This window comes from Lewinella cohaerens DSM 23179 (assembly GCF_000379805.1).
GTDB lineage: Bacteria > Bacteroidota > Bacteroidia > Chitinophagales > Saprospiraceae > Lewinella > Lewinella cohaerens.
Map to the genome: position 1 here is coordinate 418,436 of NZ_KB903531.1, position 19,518 is coordinate 437,953.

Annotated in this window: 13 protein-coding genes and 1 tRNA gene; 5 read left to right on the forward strand and 9 right to left on the reverse strand. The window is 43.8% G+C overall.

All coding sequences use genetic code 11. The features are described 5' to 3' along the window. Window positions 1-28 precede the first annotated feature (28 nt). The 5 genes from A3EU_RS0101575 to A3EU_RS0101595 form a co-directional block, all read right to left on the reverse strand. The gene (locus A3EU_RS0101575; protein ID WP_020534363.1) at window positions 29-2,239 is read right to left on the reverse strand and encodes a xanthine dehydrogenase family protein molybdopterin-binding subunit; all 2,211 of its coding nucleotides are present in this window, start codon (window positions 2,237-2,239) and stop codon (window positions 29-31) included. An 18-nt stretch (window positions 2,240-2,257) separates the two neighbouring features. Further along, entirely contained in the window at window positions 2,258-2,719 is a 462-nt protein-coding gene (locus A3EU_RS0101580; RefSeq protein ID WP_020534364.1) for a (2Fe-2S)-binding protein, read from the reverse strand. Between the two features lie 393 nt (window positions 2,720-3,112). Next, window positions 3,113-3,985 (reverse strand): DUF2971 domain-containing protein, encoded by an 873-nt coding sequence (locus A3EU_RS0101585; RefSeq protein ID WP_020534365.1) that lies wholly within the window; start codon window positions 3,983-3,985, stop codon window positions 3,113-3,115. A 47-nt stretch (window positions 3,986-4,032) separates the two neighbouring features. After that, entirely contained in the window at window positions 4,033-4,860 is an 828-nt protein-coding gene (locus A3EU_RS0101590) for a phosphatase PAP2 family protein (protein WP_020534366.1), read from the reverse strand. Window positions 4,861-5,026: 166 nt separating this feature from the next. Further along, a complete protein-coding gene (locus A3EU_RS0101595) occupies window positions 5,027-5,548 on the reverse strand; it encodes a hypothetical protein (RefSeq protein ID WP_020534367.1) in 522 nt (173 codons plus the stop codon). A gap of 376 nt (window positions 5,549-5,924) precedes the next feature. On the opposite strand from A3EU_RS0101595, the gene A3EU_RS0101600 reads away from it, so the two are divergent. After that, window positions 5,925-6,938 (forward strand): hypothetical protein, encoded by a 1,014-nt coding sequence (locus tag A3EU_RS0101600; protein WP_020534368.1) that lies wholly within the window; start codon window positions 5,925-5,927, stop codon window positions 6,936-6,938. Window positions 6,939-6,966: 28 nt separating this feature from the next. Here A3EU_RS0101600 and A3EU_RS0101605 read toward each other — a convergent pair whose 3' ends face one another. Beyond that, window positions 6,967-7,614 carry an outer membrane beta-barrel protein gene (locus tag A3EU_RS0101605; protein WP_020534369.1) on the reverse strand — a complete coding sequence of 216 codons (648 nt, stop codon included), beginning with the start codon at window positions 7,612-7,614 and terminating at the stop codon, window positions 6,967-6,969. A gap of 308 nt (window positions 7,615-7,922) precedes the next feature. Beyond that, window positions 7,923-7,994, reverse strand: a tRNA-Arg gene (locus A3EU_RS0101610). Between the two features lie 144 nt (window positions 7,995-8,138). Here A3EU_RS0101610 and A3EU_RS0101615 point away from each other — a divergent pair. The 4 genes from A3EU_RS0101615 to A3EU_RS0101635 all read left to right on the forward strand — a co-directional run bounded on the left by A3EU_RS0101615 (window position 8,139) and on the right by A3EU_RS0101635 (window position 17,031). Then, on the forward strand, window positions 8,139-8,825 hold the full coding sequence (locus tag A3EU_RS0101615; RefSeq protein WP_156825609.1) for a TapB family protein: 687 nt from the start codon (window positions 8,139-8,141) through the stop codon (window positions 8,823-8,825). A gap of 843 nt (window positions 8,826-9,668) precedes the next feature. Beyond that, a complete protein-coding gene (locus A3EU_RS0101625) occupies window positions 9,669-10,421 on the forward strand; it encodes a LytR/AlgR family response regulator transcription factor (RefSeq protein ID WP_020534372.1) in 753 nt (250 codons plus the stop codon). Window positions 10,422-10,940: 519 nt separating this feature from the next. Continuing rightward, the gene (locus tag A3EU_RS0101630) at window positions 10,941-13,961 is read left to right on the forward strand and encodes a sensor histidine kinase (protein WP_020534373.1); all 3,021 of its coding nucleotides are present in this window, start codon (window positions 10,941-10,943) and stop codon (window positions 13,959-13,961) included. Between the two features lie 10 nt (window positions 13,962-13,971). Continuing rightward, window positions 13,972-17,031, forward strand: coding sequence for a sensor histidine kinase (locus tag A3EU_RS0101635; RefSeq protein ID WP_020534374.1), 3,060 nt, complete (start codon window positions 13,972-13,974; stop codon window positions 17,029-17,031). A gap of 16 nt (window positions 17,032-17,047) precedes the next feature. Here the strand turns inward: A3EU_RS0101635 and A3EU_RS0101640 are convergent, their stop codons facing one another. Continuing rightward, window positions 17,048-18,529, reverse strand: a complete 1,482-nt coding sequence (locus tag A3EU_RS0101640; RefSeq protein ID WP_020534375.1) for an oligosaccharide flippase family protein — start codon at window positions 18,527-18,529, stop codon at window positions 17,048-17,050. 6 nt (window positions 18,530-18,535) lie between these two features. Further along, a complete protein-coding gene (locus tag A3EU_RS0101645; protein ID WP_020534376.1) occupies window positions 18,536-19,495 on the reverse strand; it encodes a glycosyltransferase family 2 protein in 960 nt (319 codons plus the stop codon). Window positions 19,496-19,518: the final 23 nt, after the last annotated feature.

Here is a 19,518-nt window from a genome sequence, read left to right on the forward strand (position 1 = left end):
TTTATCCGCTCTTTACCTAAGCTTGCCTTTAGCCCAACACTTCTTGTGGGTTGAACTCAAACGGCTGATGATACAATCGCTCACCAGTGGCTTTAGCCAATGCATTGGCCAATGCTCCGATAACAGGTGGCAACGATGGCTCGCCCAAGCCCGTAGGATCAATACCATTTTCAACGAAGAAGACCTCTATTTCTCGGGGCGCTTCTGCGTGACGAATCAAGCGGTACTTGTCAAAATTGCTTTGCTGGGGCTTGCCATTCTCAAAGGTAATGGCGCTATACATAGCGTGGCCTATACCGTCGATAATACCTCCTTCGATCTGGTTGATCGCCCCCTCCGGGTTGACCACAATGCCACAATCTACGGCACACCACACTTTATCCACCTTGGGACGGTCGTTTTCCATGACCACGTCGACAACCTGCGCCACGTAAGAGTTGTGGCAGTAATAAGCCGCTACTCCACGGTGAACACCCGGCCGTTCGGTGCCCCAGCCAGCCTTTTCTTTCACCAACTTAAGCACACCGGCGTAGCGATCTGCTTCGTAATCGTTCTTCTCTCCTACTGGCTTTGCTATCGCACGATCAAAGAGTTCCAAACGGAATTCGATAGGATCTTTTCCTGCTGCTTCAGCTACCTCATCCAGGAAAGCTTGCTCTGCACCAGCGATAAAATTCGAGCGTGGTGCGCGCCAGGCGCCAGTAGAAATATTGGAGCTTTTTTCAAGGTTTTCAGCCAGGTAATTGTCTACCGCTCCGGCAGGGAATCGATTGGCAAATACAGGACTTCCATCGGTGCCTGAGCCACGAACGTGAAAGCCTATGAGCTCATTATCTTCATTGAGTGCTGCGCGATACGTCACGCGGTAATCCGGGCGATAAGTGCCTTGGGTCATGTCGTCTTCACGGGTGTAGAGGAGTTTTACCGGTGCGTTCATCTCTTTGGAGATCAAGGCGGCCTCTACCCCAAAATTGCCGTAGAGTCGGCGGCCAAAACCACCACCCATACGGGTCATCATGATGGACACCTTGTCTTCTGGTAAGCCCACCAGGGCAGCCACCGTAGGCCGCAAAAATTCGGGCGTCTGAATAGGCCCTTCCAATTCGGCGTGATCGGCGGTAACGTGCGCAAAGAAATTCATGGGCTCCATGGTATTGTGCGCCAGGAAAGGGGCCGTGTACGTAGCTTCTACCACTTGGGCAGCACCAGCGAAAGCGCCTGTTGGGTCACCGTCTTTACGGGCAGCTTCCTTGGGCGTGGTTTCCATCAATGCCACCAGTGCTTGTTGCAACTCGGGGCTACTTTCCGGAGGAGTATCTTGCTCCCATTCGACCTGCAAAGCTTTCTTGGCCTTCATTACCTGCCAAGTGGTTTCGCCAACGATCGCAATCAATTCCGGGAAAGCATTGGTATCTGACCATTGCTTTTCTACGCCTTCTTTGTCGGCGTTAATCGTAAAGACCTTGCTAATACCGGGCATGCTGCTAACGGTAGTAGCATCGTAAGTTTTGAGCTTCATCCCAAAAGCGGGCGGATGGATGATCATCGCCGTGAGCATACCTTCGCGCTGCACATCAATGCCAAACAAGGGCTCGCCTGTGGTTATTTTTCGTCCGTCGACATTCTTTTTCCCTTGGCCAATGATTTTGAAATCAGCGGGTTCTTTGAGGGCTATTTCTTCGGGGACTTCTATGCCAGCTGCAGCAGATGCGATCTCACCGTAACCGATGGTCTGGCCCGTGGCAGCATGAGTGATTATGCCATTTTCAGTGGTGAGTTCTTCGAGTGGCACTTGCCACTTTTCTGCGGTAGCAGCTACGAGTAGATGACGGGCAGCAGCCCCAGCTCTGCGTAAGCCTGGCCAACCAAAGCGAATCGACTGGCTTCCACCTGCCAGTTGGCGGGTAAATATCTCGGTATCAAGACCGGCTTGTTCTACGATAACGTCTTCCCAAGCGACATCCAGCTCTTCGGCGACGATCATCGGCATGGAGGTTTTGACGTTTTGCCCGATCTCTGGATTAGGGGACATAATGGTTACGAGGCCATTGTCGCCAATTTTGAGGAAACCATTGATATCAAACCAGTTTTCCGGCATTTGGCGGGCCACTTCTTCGGCAATCTCCGATTCGGCAGGGCTACAGCCAGCCAGCCAACTGAAACCGAGTACCAACCCTCCTCCAGCGGCAGCCGATACCTTCAAGAAAGATCGGCGGTTATGTTGTGTTTTAACTTTCATTGTTGTGGATTTTGGGGATTAGCTCATTTTTTCAGCAGCCGTCTTGATGGCCTTTTGGATACGGGTGTACGTGCCACAGCGGCAGATATTTCCGTTCATCCGGGCAGCGATTTCTTTATCACTGGGGCTAGGTGTATCGGCAAGCAGCGCCGCAGCATTCATGATCTGTCCGGCCTGGCAGTAACCACACTGGGGCACGTCGTGCTCGATCCAGGCTTGCTGAACAGGATGGTTGCCTTTTTCAGAAAGCCCTTCGATGGTAGTGATTTTTTGGCTGCCAACAGCTGAAATTGGTACAGAGCAAGACCGCATGGCCAAGCCATCCAGATGGATGGTACAAGCACCACATTGGCCGATTCCGCAACCATACTTGGTGCCTAATAATTTGATATGATCCCGGAGCACCCAAAGCACGGGGGTATCCTCAGCAACCTCCACCTCGTGGACCTGCCCATTGATACGTAGACTGTAGTTTGGCATATTGTTAGTTTATTTTGATAGCCTAAAATACAGAATCTTGGCCAATCTAGGCAAACTCACTTTGGGAATGCTCTCGAATAGGTAGATTTTGACTTGGAAGGAGTGCAGGTCATCTGCACTATATGCCTGGTATTGTTTTCCCAATAATCGTACGTCGCAGGATACACATCGTAACTCGTCAACTTGACTTCCCCAATGTGCTTTCGCTTCATCGATAACCTCCAACTTCTCCTTTTCACTCAACTTCCGAACTCCATTTCCTTGCTTCCTACATCTAAACCTCTAAAAAAGCTTTTAAACTTTCGTTAGCGTATATCAAGTGAGGTGGCCCTCTATAGTAAAGTAACTTATCTCAAAAACCATATAAATGGCACTCACTTACACAACTATTCTTTAAACAATCAACTCTTTAGCAAATTCTTTAGTTTTTCTATTGAAAACAAGCTTATAAACAGGTAAATCTGAGAATTCCTCATTTACCACTTCTATAATATATCCTTTATCTTCATCACTAATACTTGGCCCTAAAGCAACTTCTACAAAAGCTTCTGGGGGTAAGACAAAAGCTCTTTGTCCCTGTATGTATGAACTTGGCAATGGCTGTATTTTAGTTCTAATCATTTTTGTAAATCGAAATTCTTCTTCGAAGCCTAAATCCTTCGGAATTGAAGAAAATTGTTGCCATACTTTTTCTGTTCTTTCTTCATCACTAAATGATAGAGGAAATATCTTAGGAGGGTTCGATCGGTCATAGTACCTAACCCTCCCCATTGAACATAATATATTGTCATATATTATACTCGGTTTCAACCCCACACAATATCCTGTCCCCAAATCTCCAAACTTATCCCACATTTCTAAATTTAGTTCATTCAAACTAGTAGAAAAAATGCCAACATCTTTCTTCAACCTTGCCTCATGATTTTTTAGAGTCTCTGCTTGATTTTGTTTATCATGGAGAACCATTAACCCCCTTAATCGTTTAGCTTCACTTTTTATAACCCATTCTGGTGAATTAGGTCTTACTAATTCAGCATGATATCGCGCCGTCCTATCCAGATCACCCTCAGTTACTGCATCAAAATCAAGAGGCAATCTACACTCAGGATAATCTGCATCGAAGTCATCGATGCTGGCGAAATAAATTTCTCGCTTCGTTAATATGCGATTATCGCAATTATTAATTCCGTCATTCCATACATTATATTTATACACAACCGAGGGTGGGCTCATATACTGTAATTTATCATCGATGAATTCCCTCATAAAAACGGATAATTAAAAGATAAAGTTGTCTTTTCTATGTTCCGACTTCAAAAAACACCAACTAAACCTACCGAGGAAGGGCCAGCCTGTAATCGCCAAGAGATCCGTGGCTGGTGGTCGTAATCGCCACTAGCTTGGAGATAGTTGTACACGCTATCTACGGAGATGATACTGATGGCTAAGCTCAGGCCGATATCGGACAGCCAATGGGCATTGGTCCACAAGCGAGAAACAGGCGTGACAGCGCCCAGGCTATAGATGCCTACTTTGAGCCAAGGGTTATGGACGCTACGGGCCAGCGCGTGAGCTGTAGTAAACGCAAGGATCGCATGCCCGGAGGGGAAGGAATGATAATCGGGTGTGCCGTTGAAGAAATCAAAATCACTATTCCCGACGCCGGTGCTGGGGCGCGCGCGGCCAACAACGGTTTTACTGACCGACTGGATAAGGCCTGCCGTAGTAGCGGAGGCGATGAGCAAGACACCCGTTTTGCGAATTTTTTCATTCTTAGTGAGTATCCCCACGCCATAAACTGCAGCTGTAAGACCGTAATTATACTGTGGTTTCCCAAAATAAAAGGCTAAATCCTGAACGGTTTTGGGAATGTCATCGTGCTGATTGGTAAAAAAAGGATTCGCCTCTTCATCGAGGAGAAAAAGACCATAAGTACCCAAGGCAACACCACCCGCAATGAACCATTCTTTCTTTTTCCAGCGCGCAGGCCCAGCATAAGCATGTAGGACACTCTTTACGGCATTACGGCCATCTACTTTTAGGAGATCAATGCGCCGAGGGGGGGCTTCAAAAAGAGGCTGAACTTGGCTATTTCCGATCAAGGTACAGGCAAGCAATGCCAAGGTGAGGAGATACTTCACTGGGGATAATTTTGAGGTGATTTTTATAAACACTTTAATTAACACCGCGTGAATCGTCCTGGTTGGATAGACGAGCGTGTTTGCAAAATTTCTAACAAGCTAAATATTGCACAAAAAAAGAGGCTACCCCTGTTGAGACAGCCTCTTTCTTGTTTTTTTCCTGGTGTTAGATCGAACGCAGGATACCTTGGAATTCTCCTGTAACGGTAGTGCCGTTGGAAATACTGAGGCTCCAACTTAGCCGGGTTTCGTTACCCACTAATTCTACTTCAACTGTTCCGCCGATTACGGAAAAGTCCTCTCCAGTAAGCGTTGCCAAATCATAGTCGGTTCCAATGGATCCATCCACGAGGGTAAACGCATTGCGGTCACTAGAAAAGTTATACGTTCCAGCTACCAAACCCGTTGCCAGAGAGGAATTAAGATCCAGGTAAATGAATTCGCCCATGCCACTGAAGATGCCTTGAGCATCGCTATAGTTGACACCTTCGGAGGTAAGTGTTACATCAAAATCAAAGCTACCATTACCGTTAGCACCGTAATCTTGAATAAACCCTTTTGCCAAATCGTAGGTTGTTCCGTTGATGACAAACTCGTTTTTAGTGCCAGCGTCATCATCATCTTTGTTACAACCTGTATAAGCAAAGAGTGCAACTGTTCCTATTAAAAAGAAAATTAGCTGTTTCATACTAAATGAAAATTGTTAGCGCCTCCTATGAAGGGGATTACGCTATGGTTAATAAGATTTAGGTTTTGCTCTAATAGACATTATGCGAAATAATGTCTAATGACTATCACAAAGATACATTGTGTTATTAATATTCGCCAAAGAAATAAGTAGCACTTACGTTAATGGCGTTGTTTTGAACGTTCTTTCATCTGTGTTCTTACCTTTACAATCTTTAGGAATATTGTTGTACAAACCAAGTCCATAGTTCCTCTCTTTTCAGTTATCACAACTCAATTTGAGTTATATTTACCAATAGGGAAATGCACTTGCTTGTGCAAATGACTCCTGCGCGCACATAGCAAAATTCCCAATGTAACTCGCTAAAACAAATGATATGAATAAGACCATCAGCCTCAATAGGAACCTTATCAATTTTGGGACTCCATTAAGTCTTTTTGGCGTGCTTATCTTATTGATGAAATCTTCCTTTCTAACAGGAAGCAGCGATGCGATTAACCTTGCAATTACGGCTGATTTGTTGCTTACCGTTCCGCTTGTTTACTTTCTTCTTATTCGGAAAACGGAGATCCCCAAGACAACGGTTGTCCCGATGATGATTATTGGGCTTTTGATTGGGTCATACCTGCTGCCACAAGGCAGTCAAGCCTATTTGACCATCTTTAAAGCTTGGGTTTTACCTGTAATTGAAGTCTCCCTACTGCTTTTCGTGACATTCAAAGTTCGTAAAGCCATCAAAACTTATAAAGGAGTAAAAGGTGCTACGCCTGACTTTTTTAATGCTTTGAAAAACACGTGCCGCGAAATTCTTCCTACCAAACTTGCGACACCCTTTGCGACAGAGGTTGCCGTTATGTATTACGGATTTATCCATTGGAGCGCGCGGTCACTGCAAGAGCATGAGTTTACCTACCACAAGAGAAGCGGTACGCCAGCATTACTCGGAATATTTATTTTCATTATTGGCATTGAGACCGTTGCCATTCATCTTTTACTTGCTAGCTGGAGCAACATAGCAGCCTGGGTTTTGACCACCTTGAGTATTTACACTGGTGTTCAGCTATTAGGCTTTGCAAAATCACTCTCCCAAAGGCCCATTTCTATCCGTAAAAACAGTCTGGCGCTAAAGTATGGCATCCTAAGTGAAGTTGAAGTTTCCCTTTCGGACATCGATCATGTTGAACTTTCAAGAAAGCCTTTGGCTAAGGATTCCTTATCGGAAAAGCTTTCGCCGTTAGGAGAAATGGAAAGTCACAATGTGATCATTCACCTAACCCGTGCCTACGAATTGACGAGCCTCTACGGAAAGAAGAAAACCTTCAAAGTACTGGGTTTGCATATTGATCAACCAAAAGTATTTAAGGAGAGGGTGGAGAAAGGGCTGTTATAGGTGGAAAATTTAAAGCGTATTGGGCCATTCAGAGATTCAGTGCTAAGTTTAGCCCAAAGCCAAAATAATGATCGTTTCTTCGGTCCGTTTTTACAACTTGGTTTAGTCCATAATACCCCTTTACGCCTGTTGATAATGAATAATTACCCACCTCAAAATCTGTCCCAAGCGACAATAACAAGGGAAAAGTTAAAGCATTGAATGCTTCTGAATCAAGTGATATTATTTGTACCGTTTTTTCATCGCTAACAATTGGTCTTTTAGTAATCTGTTTCGTTCTATTAGAAACCATCACGCCCAATCCTATTTCCGGTAGGAAATAAAATCTAGAGAAGTTGATTTTTGCTCCAATCGGAAGATACAGGTAATTGTAATTATGAATATTTTCAATTTCTATCTGGCCTTGAAATATTTCATTTGAAAAGTCAAGAAACTCCTCTGCACCTGTATTCAGAAAACCCAAACCCACTGTTGGATCTATTATACCTTTTGCGCTATAAGTGATTCTAAATGTAGCATTATGACCAATTTTAGATTTTTCGTTTTCCTCTCCGTTTGTAAGTCGGGAGGTAGTTGGGGAATACGCTAAAGTGAAGTCGAATTTACTTTCTTGCGAAAGAACTATTTGTGAAAACATTAATAACAGCAACAGGTACTTCAAACTGGCATAGTTCATATTTTTCGCTTTGTTTTATTCAAAGTAGCTGTTTTCAGGAGATTTCATTGCCTGAGCTCCTGTATTAACTAATTATTATCACTGTGATTTTACTATTCGGATAGTGATATTACTATTTTTCACGATACAACTGATTGAGGTGACGTAGGGGTATTGTCATGCTAATGGGGAATCGGGATATTCGTTTACAATAAATATAAGCGGGCTTCTTCACCTTCTGAATAGACTTAGTCAACTATACGGATACGGTTAAGTGTACAAAAACAAAAAAAACGCAAACCAGCACTATACTGATTTACGCTTTGTTGTGGTCCCGGGAGGAATCGAACCTCCATCTCAGGCTCCGGAAACCTACATACTATCCGTTGTACTACGGGACCATTCCGGTGCTGCTTTTTTAAGACAAGTAATTCTTCGAATTAGTTCCTCCCTTTAGCAGCGGGCACAAATGTAGAGTTTCTATTTTACAATAGAAAGCCTTGATCGCAAAAAAAGACCTATTTTTGGGGCGAAATTTGTTGTCCTTGAGAAAACTACTCACCACCTTCCTTTTAATTATTGGGGTTTCCCTCTCCGGGGTGGCCCAAAATGACTGTAGTAGTCTTGCCGAATTCCCCGTGGGCCGGCAATGGACTTATCAGTGGTATGGCGCCAACGAAAAGCCGAGTTTCCGCACCTTCCACCGGGTTTTACCACAAAAAACGACTGACCACAATCAGCTGGAGGTCGTGATCCTCAATGCTTTTCAGGACACGGTCTACCGTGGGCAGTATGAAATCAGGTGTACCGAAAGTGGCCTTGCCCAAGATCTATTGGCCAAACTCACCCCTGATATGCTGAGTTCGCTGGCCGGATTTGAGCTGCGCACCGAAGAAAACGGCTGGCTCCTCCCCAAAGGCATCCGCTCTGGCGATAGCATTCCTCAGGCTTATTCTCACATTACAGGCTTCAGTCAGGGAGCTAAAGTCCTGGAAATTGACCTTGCTATCGGCCCCGTACACATTCTCGACCAAGAGGATCTGAGCACCCCAGCCGGTGGCTTCCCCTGCGTAGCCATGGCCTACGAGTTATGGGTAACCCAACTGGTACGCAAACGCTTCCGGCTCCGCGACTGGTTTGCGCCCTCTATTGGTGTCATCCGCCGCGAGGTCTTCGACCGGAATGGAAAATTCTTTGGCTATTGTGAGTTGGTGGAGTTTTTGCCGGGATAGGGGTTTGTTGAATGGTTGATTTGTTATATGGTTGGATGGTTAGCGGCTTGGAGTTCGTTCTAAAAGTAGCCCTCGAAGTCCGTTCAACGACGAGGACCAACAGGACAATTCAGTTCGGCGACATGAAGAAGTAAAAAATCAAATATCAGAATATGGCCCAACGATTTAAAATATTGAATGCTTCGATCAAAGCTTCCTTCGTATTATACCCAGCACTAAGTGGTTTGGGAATATTAGCGCAACGTCATTTTGTGTTCTGATAAGGCGAAAAACGTAGTCGAAACCTAAGTTTCGGCGAGGCTTTTCAACGCAGTCAGAACACAAAAGGACAAGTGGAAATGTCCCAAACCACTTAGTAACGGGTATAGATGATGAAGAGCCTGTTGTATTCGAATTCAATGATTTCTTTCAAGAGTTTGAAGGAATTGTTGGTTTTAAATTAGATGGCTATAGTAGTGGGCTTATCAAAGTTGATAGGAATAGGAGGTTACAAAAAAAGTTGTCTGATAAACTGTACGAAATTGAAGACTCTTTTCCAGAGGTGAAGGAATCTAGTTACGACAGTAACAAATTAATAAATAAGAAAACCACTATTCGGTTCTTTGAAGAAATCATCGCGTTTCTAGAATTAGCTTATACAAACAACGCTAGGATTTTTGTAGAAGGTGAATAATATCAAAGACATTTTGATTTGATGTCTTTAACCTGCAGCGAAGGTTAAAGTTTAGTAATTTATTTCAAATTCCCCTATCTTGCTTCGCTTGGCTAGTAGCAGTTTGCTGTTTGCCTACCGTAGAATGATTTTCTCTCTGCGCTTCGGTTAATCCCAAGACATAAACTAGTATGAAAAACAGTTTGAGGGCTCTTTTAGTCGACGATGAAACGACAGCCCGTATTACCCTTTCCCGTATATTGAAAATGTATTGTCCGGAAGTCGAAATTGTTGGCGAAGCGGGCAACATTATCGACGCAGGCAAGCTGATCCAACAGCTGGAGCCAGAGATCGTCTTCCTTGATATTCGTATTGGCCAACACACCGGCTTCGACCTACTAGAGATGATCAAGCGGCCAAACTTCCAGCTGGTCTTTGTCACTGCCTATGATCAATACGCCCTTCAGGCCTTCGAATACAGCGCGTTGGACTATCTGCTAAAACCCATCGACCCGGATCGCCTTATCTATGTGGTACAGAAATCTATTAAGGAGAGAAACAACCATCAACTATCTGGGCGCTTGCAGGCCATGCGCAATGACTGGGATAAAAATGAACCTGAAACAATTGTCGTCAACAATGACCAAGGCTACCATTTCATTCCATTATCTGGACTGATGAGGCTTAGTTCTGACCGAGGCACTACTGCTTTTCACAGTGAGGATCAGCCAGTGATAACGGTCGCCAAAAACATCGGCGAATTTGCCAAAATGCTACCCGATAGCAGCTTTTTTCGCTGCCATCAGTCACATGTTATTAATTTAAGGTGGGTTTCCAGCTATTTATTTCAGGACGGTGGTACAATCATCATGCGCGATAAAACGCCGATTCCTTTAGCACGTGCCAGAAGGGAGGATTTCATCAAAAGAATAAAAAATTTCTAGGTAAGGAAGTTCGCAAAAAGTAACATACACACCTTCCTAGTTTATTTCCTCATCCCTAAGCTTAAAAACCGACTAAGTAACAACATCTCAGTTGTTACTTAATCGGAACCTAATTTCAAGAGAGAGCTTAATTTTTTTGAGAAAGCGCGTTTTGTAAGCATTCGGCAAATATGTTAGATTACACTCCTGCTTACTTCTCAAATGTAAGTTGAAAAAAAATATACATTCTCTTTATCTAAAATTCGGAACTTACCATCCTGAATTCAGAGCCCATCATCTCGAATTCTGTAAACCACTGCTTTAGGTAGGGCATTCACTGCTCAGGGTTCCAAAAAAGATTGCTTATTTTCACCATGTTATTGCGCAAAAAACTATCTGAGTCTTCTCTGAGGTTTTCCAAATATCTGACACGCTTAAAATGAAACGCTTTGACAGATTTTTGAAAAACGAAGACTCCGATTCTTTTTGTGCTGTTATTGCTATTGCGCAAAACAACATGAGCATTACTTACGACAAACAATGCACAGCTCTCTTCCCATACCAGGCTTAAAACGCCTCCTTTGGTTCACCAACCTGGTGCTCTATTCCGGGTTGATAACTGCGCAGTCGGTTCAGCCTTTTTCTTTTAATTACACTACCGAAGACGGCCTGCCTAGCGCTGAATGTTACGAAGTTTTGCAGGACAGCAAAGGGTACATCTGGGTATCTACCGACAATGGCGTTAGTAGATTCAATGGCGACGAATTCAAAAATTATGGTACGGAAGAAGGTCTCCTGGATAAAACCGTACTCTTCATGCACGAAGACCATCGCGGCTGGATCTGGATGAGCACCCTTTCGGGTAATTTTTATATTCACCGAGGAGATACGATTGCTGCCTATGAATACAATTACCTATTTCAAGAATCCAGGACCGACTACAATTTAGTACACGATTTTATTGTAGACAAGGAAGGTAATTTACACGCCTCCCTTATGTATAAATCAGTTATAAAAATCACGCCACAAGGAGTTGTTTCAGAATGGACGCTCTCTATGAAATCTACCCTCCAGTTTGGGCTTTACGAAATTGAAGACGGGTTTCTCCAAAATACAACTAGAAATGATCAGTTATCATTTACCAAGTTTCATGTTTTGAGTTTCAAAAGTACCATTTCAAAAAATTATCAAGAAGAAACAACCTTAGACAGAGACAGCCTTACAGGTTCGGGCGGAAAAACGTCCTACTTCCTCAAACTCGGAGATCAATATTTTTTCAATCACCGAACCAATAATATTTTTCTAGATCAACACTTTAATCCGCAAAGAATCCAGCCCTTTCACCACGGAACAATCAACTGTGCCTTGGAAACAAAAACGGGAATGGTTTTCATCGGTTTTTTTGAAGGAAAAGGAATTAGAGTTTATGAAAATCGAAAAGATTTTCAATATGATTCTCTCAGCTTTACCTTACTTGACAATTACACCGTTAGTCACCTCTTTGAAGACAAAAAAGGAGGCATCTGGATTGCCACTACCGAAAAGGGAATATTCTATATCCCCTCAATGGATCATAGAATTTTTGATCTAAACATTGCTCCTGATCAATACAGAGGCATCACTGCTATTTCACCTCATAAGGAAGGCTTATATATTGGTACAAAAGAAGGACGATGGTTTAATATTCATCAAGAAAAACTAAAGTATGAACTCCCCCTTTCAGAAAATGCTTTTGATTTACTGATGGTCAAATACCATCAACATTCAAAAACATTAATCACTAGTGCTCCTGTAAAAATCTTTAGAAACGATGCCTGGCATTCGGTCTATCATCATATCAACGATACCGTTACTTCTTCCAGTGTAGCCTTGCATGGTTTGATTGATGACCTACCTGAAACAAACATCACCGGTTATTCTCATGCCTACATATACCATATTACGCTAGGGGAAAACAATAGCGAAAACACCCTCCAGCAATTACTCTTCCCTTTTGATCTCAAAAACATTAATTGTGCCGCCGGGCGTGATTTAGATCATCTTTGGGTGGGTTCAAGAGCGGGGCTTTATCAATATTCACAAACGGCAAATACCCTCCTTCTTTTAGAAGACCCTCTTTTGCACAATGAGCAAATTAATGCCTTGCAATTACTTCCCGATGAATCGCTCCTAATTGGCACCAAACGCAAAGGACTGCTTCATTACAAAGACGGCATGGTACAACGCCCATCCTTTAATGACCAATTGGCGACCCACCCTGTCAATAAAATATGCACTGACTACCAGGGGCATATCTGGGTGGTCACCAAACAGGGTATTTATAAAATCAGTTATCAGGATTCTCTGCGGCAGGAATATTTGCTATCTACCCAAAATGGGCTCTCGTCTCCGGATGTTATTGACATTGCGATTCAAAAAGATAAATTATGGACTTTAGGCCCTCAGGAAATCAACATCTTTCCGCTTTCGCTGGAATCTCAAAACCATAGTTTACAGGTCATTGTCGAGGATATTTTTGTCAATGAAGCAAAAGTACCTGTAGCTTCTTTGAAAAGAGTACCCTATGATAGTAATATCAGTATTCGGTTTTCCTCCCTTAACTTTTCGGCTTACAAGCCCAATCGATACCGTTATCGCTTATTTACAAATGACCAGTGGGTGGAAATCACACAACCTCGCATTGACTTACTGGACCTCGCACCTAATGATTATTCCCTCGAAATACAGGTTTTTCAAAGCGATCAGCAATGGAGTACATCGGCTTCCTTGTCCATTGCTGTTATTCCTCCTTTTTGGCAACGAAGCTGGTTTATCGTCTTAGGACTGGCGCTGGGCCTGGTGCTTATTTACTGGTTATTCAAGCGCCGTCTCAACTTATTAGCCAGAGAACAGGAACGGTTGAAACTTAAGGAGCAAGTCACAGAACTCAAACAACGTGCCTACCGCGCACAGATGAACCCACACTTTATTTTCAACTGCATGAGTACCATCCAGGGAATGATTATTGGTGATAATCACGACCAGGATCAGGCGGTAAAAATGCTGGCCAACTTTTCTCGATTGATTCGAATGTCTTTAGAGTTTTCGGAAGCGGAAACGCTGAGTTTAGAAGAAGAAACAACCCTTTTAGAAAACTATTTATCACTCGAACAAATTCGCTTTAATCACAATTTTTCCTATGCCATTGAGATTGATCCTGATTTAGATCCTGACTGGATTAGGCTTCCGCCAATGCTCGTACAGCCTTTCGTAGAGAATGCCGTCTTGCACGGAATGGAGAAAAAGACCGGTGATGGTAAAATCGTCATCCAGTATAAACTAGCGGGAGAAGGCTTACTAGTGAAAATTATAGACAATGGGCCAGGAATCAGTGTAACCAAGGCTCAAAAGCATAAAAACAAAAGCAAATATCAGCACAAGTCACTGGGCATGACAATTACCCAGCGGAGATTGGAGATTCTCAATCATGAAGACTACAACTTCCTTGTCGAAGAACCTAGGGATGATCACGGTAATATTGTCGGTACCACCGTTACCATCAATATTCCAGTCTTTAGTTAATCCAACGGCTATGCCATTACTAGACTTTAACATCTTCCAGCGCTTGCTATTATCCCTTTTGAGCATCGGGTGGAGTTTCATCGCAGCTGGACAAAATCCACAGCCTTCTTTTTTTCACTACACCTCCGCAGATGGCTTGCCTAGTTCCGAATGCTACGAAATTATCCAGGATCAAAAAGGATACATCTGGATATCTACAGACAATGGTGTAAGCCGCTTCGATGGCTATGAATTTAAGAATTACGGCACGGAAGAAGGTCTCCTGGATAAAACCGTATTGGTGATGAAAGAAGATCACCGGGGCTGGATTTGGCTCAGCACTTTTTCAGGTAACTTTTACATTATCCAGGGGGACAGCATTGTGCCTTATGCTCATAACGATGTCCTTCAGCAAATCAGAAGTAAATATTACCTAATCGAAAACTTCGACATCGACGAGCAAGGAGAAATGCTGGTGGTTATGAAGGGGTATAATATTGGCAAAATTGATAAAAAGGGGAAACTGAGTGTTTTCTTTAACGCTACGATCGAAGAGCAAGGCTACCATTCAATTTACTACGCTGAAGGTAGTAACACCCCTTATTATCTATCCAGAGAATTGAACGATTCCGAAGAAGGCAAAGCCTATTTCACTCAAAAATATTGGGATAACAATCTGCTCTTTTTTGTGGTTTACCAAGCATCTAACCCGGCTCCCTTGTCTTACCATTTTCCCGTAGACCACTCTGATCGTCCACAACAGGGGTCCGGTAGTCGCACCAATGTCCAAGCTCTCACAGCTGGACCACTCATCCAAAACTTCGACTCCCTTTTCCATATACCAGTACAAGGAGCACCTGAATTTTTGACGGGTCGATCTCCCGATTTCATCAATTGCGTTTTCAATGATACCGACGGCAGTATTCTGGTTGGTTATAACCTACTGGCTGGTCTCAAACATTATACTTCCGTGGATCGGCTTCTGGCCCATCAGCCCAGTGCTGTTCTACTGGAAGGGTACACGGTCACCCATGTGCTCAAAGATCGCTGGGGCGGGTTGTGGGCCGCCACCCTCGAGGATGGTATATTTTATGCTCCCGTTCCAGAAAACTTTACCAATACTGTTGAGACCAATCAAGAGGGTGGTATTCTTAGTGAAATAGCGATCAGCAAAAATGAAGGCATTATTGTGGCTCAATCTTCCGGAAAAGTCTATGCAGTGAAGGAGGATTTGAGTTTGCAAGAACATTCTTTCATCGAAAACATGAATAGCCTGAACGATTTGGTTGCCTTTGACTCCCTGCCCATCTTGAGTACTTCTCCACTTAAATACTGGAACAATGGTGCTTGGACGGAGTACCAACGCTATTATGAGGTCAATCGAATGATGCGGGGTATTGGTTTAAAAAAAATAGAACCCTCCCAACAAAACAATCAATTCTGGGGGATACATGCGATGCGAGGGCTCTTTAAATTTTCCTACCAAAACCAAAAAATCAATATTGAAGAGAATTTTTCCCTGCCAGGTAGTAACAAGATGACTGCACTCGCAGAAGATTTGCAAGGCAATGTATGGCTAGGAGGCTTAGACGGTTTATTTAAACTGGCAGGAGATAAGACAGCCCCAATTGCCCAGAAGGGCCACCCCATTTACAAGGAAAGAGTCGAAGATATTCAACTATTACCCGGCGGAGGGATCGCAGTAGCTACCCGAGGAAGTGGCATCTACCTCCAACGAGCAGATTCGCTCGTCATTTGGTCGGTTGCTGATGGGCTTAGCTCTAACACTATCAGCCACCTACACATAGCAGACGGTATTTTGTGGGCAACAGGTAACAAAGGGCTCAATCGTATCCCCTTACAGGAAGGAATTACTGCTAATTATATCTTCACCCGTAAAGATGGGCTACCGAATGAGCATATTAATGACCTCGCTATTCTCGGGGATTACATTTATTTGATTTCTCAAAACAACATTACGCGAATCAGCCAGCAGCCACCCACAGTAATTGCCCCCTCCCCTCTTTACATTGACAAAATGTTCGTCAATGGGAAAGCATACCATCCAAGCCAATTGCAACAACTCGACTGGCAGGAAAATAATATTCAGCTGGATTATCATCTTTTGGATTATTCCCAAGACGGAAAAATACAATATCGCTTCCGCTTAAACCCTCAAAATGAATGGTTCACAACCGCTAATAACTCCATGGACTTGCTCAACCTCAATCCCGGTAACTATCAACTAGATATCGAAGCCAAAGGCAAAGGAGGTGACTGGATCGCGGCGGCACCGATTGCCATCAATATTTCTCCTCCCTTCTGGCAAACCATCTGGTTCCTAACCCTTATCATCACTATTGGTTTGTTGATTGGTTACGCTATTTTTCTTCGCAGAATGCAGGAGCTATCAAAGGAAAAAGAACGCATCGCCCTTGAAGAGCAAGTCAGCCAGCTTAAACAACAAGCCTATCGCGCCCAGATGAACCCCCACTTTATCTTCAACTGCCTGAGCACGATCCAGGGGATGATTATTGGTGACGAAAGAGAGCAAGATAAAGCCATCAGAATGGTGACGAGTTTTTCCCAACTTATCCGTTCCGCACTGGAATTTGCCGAAGAAGAGACCGTTTTATTAAAAGAAGAACTCAAACTTTTGCACAACTACCTAGCACTGGAACAGCTCCGATTTAACCACAGTTTTACTTACGAAATTAAGGTTCAACCTACCATTGAGCCCGACTGGGTGCGCGTGCCACCAATGCTTATTCAGCCTTTTGCAGAAAACGCTGTCCTGCACGGCATGGAAAAGAAAAATGGAGATGGGAAGGTCATTCTTTCTTACGAATTAATAGACCATACTTTGCGGGTAACCATTGAAGACAACGGCCCAGGTATTAACGCAACAAAAGCCGAAAAAGCTAAATTTGCCAGTAAGTACCAACACAAATCCCTAGGCATGACCATCACTCAGCGTAGGTTATCTATTCTCAATAATAACCAATTTGAAGTAGAGGTAGAAGAACCTCGTGATGTCAATGGCCAAATCACAGGCACTAAATTGACCGTCTACATCCCGCTTTCTCAATAAAATCAAAATGAGGTTTCTATTTTCTCCACGGAAGTTTATCGAGCATATCACGCGCCTCTGGGACCAGCTTAAAACCTAAAATGCCCAAGCCGAATAAAACGACGATCAACAATGACCGAACCACTAGGTCTACCAAGAAATGATAAGAGATACTTGCCAGCTGGGCTTGCGCCCCAAAGACAACAATTCCCAGCAGCAGTATTCCCAATATTTCCCAGCTAAAAGGGTGCATTTTGTAATAGCGCCAAATCAGGCCTTGGTAAATCACGTTGGTCAACATTATTGTACTTGCTGTAGCGATAGCCGCGCCAGTGATGCCCATCTTCGTAATCAGCAAATAATTGGCCAAAGCATTCAAGACCACCGCAAATATTTTCACAACCAAGTCCCAGCGAAAGTGGTCACTCAAGTTGAGAATCGTCACATTGTACCCATTCACACAATGGATCAACTGGCCAATACCCAACCATATCGCCACAGTAGTGCCCCCGGCAAATTCGGGACCGATAAGTAAAACAGCATTGTCTAAATTGGCAACTATGCCAATAAAAATCAAGAGTGCTATGGCAAAAGCCCCTCTCGTTGAGCGTTTGTAAATATCCTGAATTTGAACCTGGTCATTGTCTTTCCAGGCTTGTGCAATCAGTGGCGTCACAATTTGCCGAACGGCCTCGTAGGGCATGATAATGATGGTCGTAATAAAATAAAATATGCTGTAGACGCCATTGGCTTCAAAACTCAAAATAGCCGGAATCATGATGCTATCAATACGGTTAATCAACTGGTTACCAACCCCACTGAGCACATTGAATAAATTATAACTCCCCATTTCTCGCAGACGCTCGGTGGGATAAGCCGGCCAATTAATTTTGAGGTGCCACTCCCCCATTCGCTTTAGATAAACATAGGCTCCAAGAACAAGAACTCCTTGTTTTAATACAATCAAAAGTAGAAATTGATCCACCGTCAAGCCTCCAAAATAAAACCAAACGATCAATGCTGTGGTAATCACCCTAGCCACTAAATCCTTGAAAAACAAGGTAATACTTGGTCGTAAAAGCGCCGTGAGGTAAGCAACCAATATATCAAAGGAAACAGAAAGGGTCAACAACAAAGGCAGCAGCCAATAACTACTCAGAAGGTATTTCTCATTGTTATCCGAGCGAAACCATTCAATAAAATGGTCTTTTCCTCCCCACAGAATCAATAACATGACCAACAAACCGATATGAGCTACCAAGAGGCTAAAGCCCAGAAAACCAGAATGTGATTTTTCTTTATCCCGATAAAATGGGAAATATCGAATAAGTCCAGATCTCATCCCCAAACTAGCCAAGGTCGCCAGCACGGCTGCCGTTGGAAAAAGCCACTGAACAAAACCATAAACCTCGGGGCCCAAAATACGAGGGTAAAGCAGAATGCCATTTAAAAAGCCCAACAAGACCCCTGCATACATCCAGATGCCTGCCTTCAACCCTTGTCTTTGAATTACACCCATAACTGCTTATTGACCACCAGTGATATCCTTTTTTATCGTATCCTGAACGAACTGATAAAGGTAATTGCGTTCCCTGCGGCGGCGAATTTCGGCTAATTGCCCCAATAATTGTATATCTCTTCGCCAAAATGTTGGCAAACGATGCCCCTTACCTGCGCGAACCGTTATCCATTGGGTGTGTAAAGCAACAATAAATGCTTTCAATAGTGCTCCGCCCCACGACCGGCGTGGGTCTTTCAACCAGCAGATGAGCATACCTGTTCGTACTTGTGCAGCTATCCAGTCGGCACGCTCTCCTTTCGCCGAAAAGTTGGAGTGCTGGTGGCCAATTCGTGCCCGAGGGACCACTAGCAATGGCGTATTGTATTCATAAAGAAGGCGCTGAAAAAGCTCCGTATCCTCACCATATTGTTTAAAAACAGGGTCAAACCACGGTTTATCGGCCATTGCTGTGGCACGGAAAATAACACAGGCCCCATTGATTTGAGTATAATCTACAGGATAGCTAAGTTGTAGATCACCTCGCTCCAAATCGGCAGCTAGCCCGGTAATTGGCGCTACGTAATGGTGATAAGTTTTTTCGCTGATTGTCTTTAGCGAAAGGTCATACGACAATGGTGCTGCTACTGTCGCTGACGAACAGTCCTCCATCGCTTCCACCAAATGGCTGATAGTATCCGGTGCCAAAACAGCATCCTGGTTGAGGATTATCAGATAGTCGTGACCATCAGATAGTGCTTTGGCCAAGCCTGCATTGCACGCACGACCAAAACCTATTCCCGCAGGTAGCGGCAGACGCGCTATTACTGGCGCGTTTACCCCAGCATAAGGTTCAGGACTATTATCCGCCAGATAAACCGTCTTTACCGGGTATTCAGAAGCTTGAATGCTCGCCAAACACCCTTCTATAAAATCATCGCCCAGGTAATATGGAATTACAAGACCAACGGTTGGTGGTATTTTCAAAATTTTGATCTTACTTTTGCGAC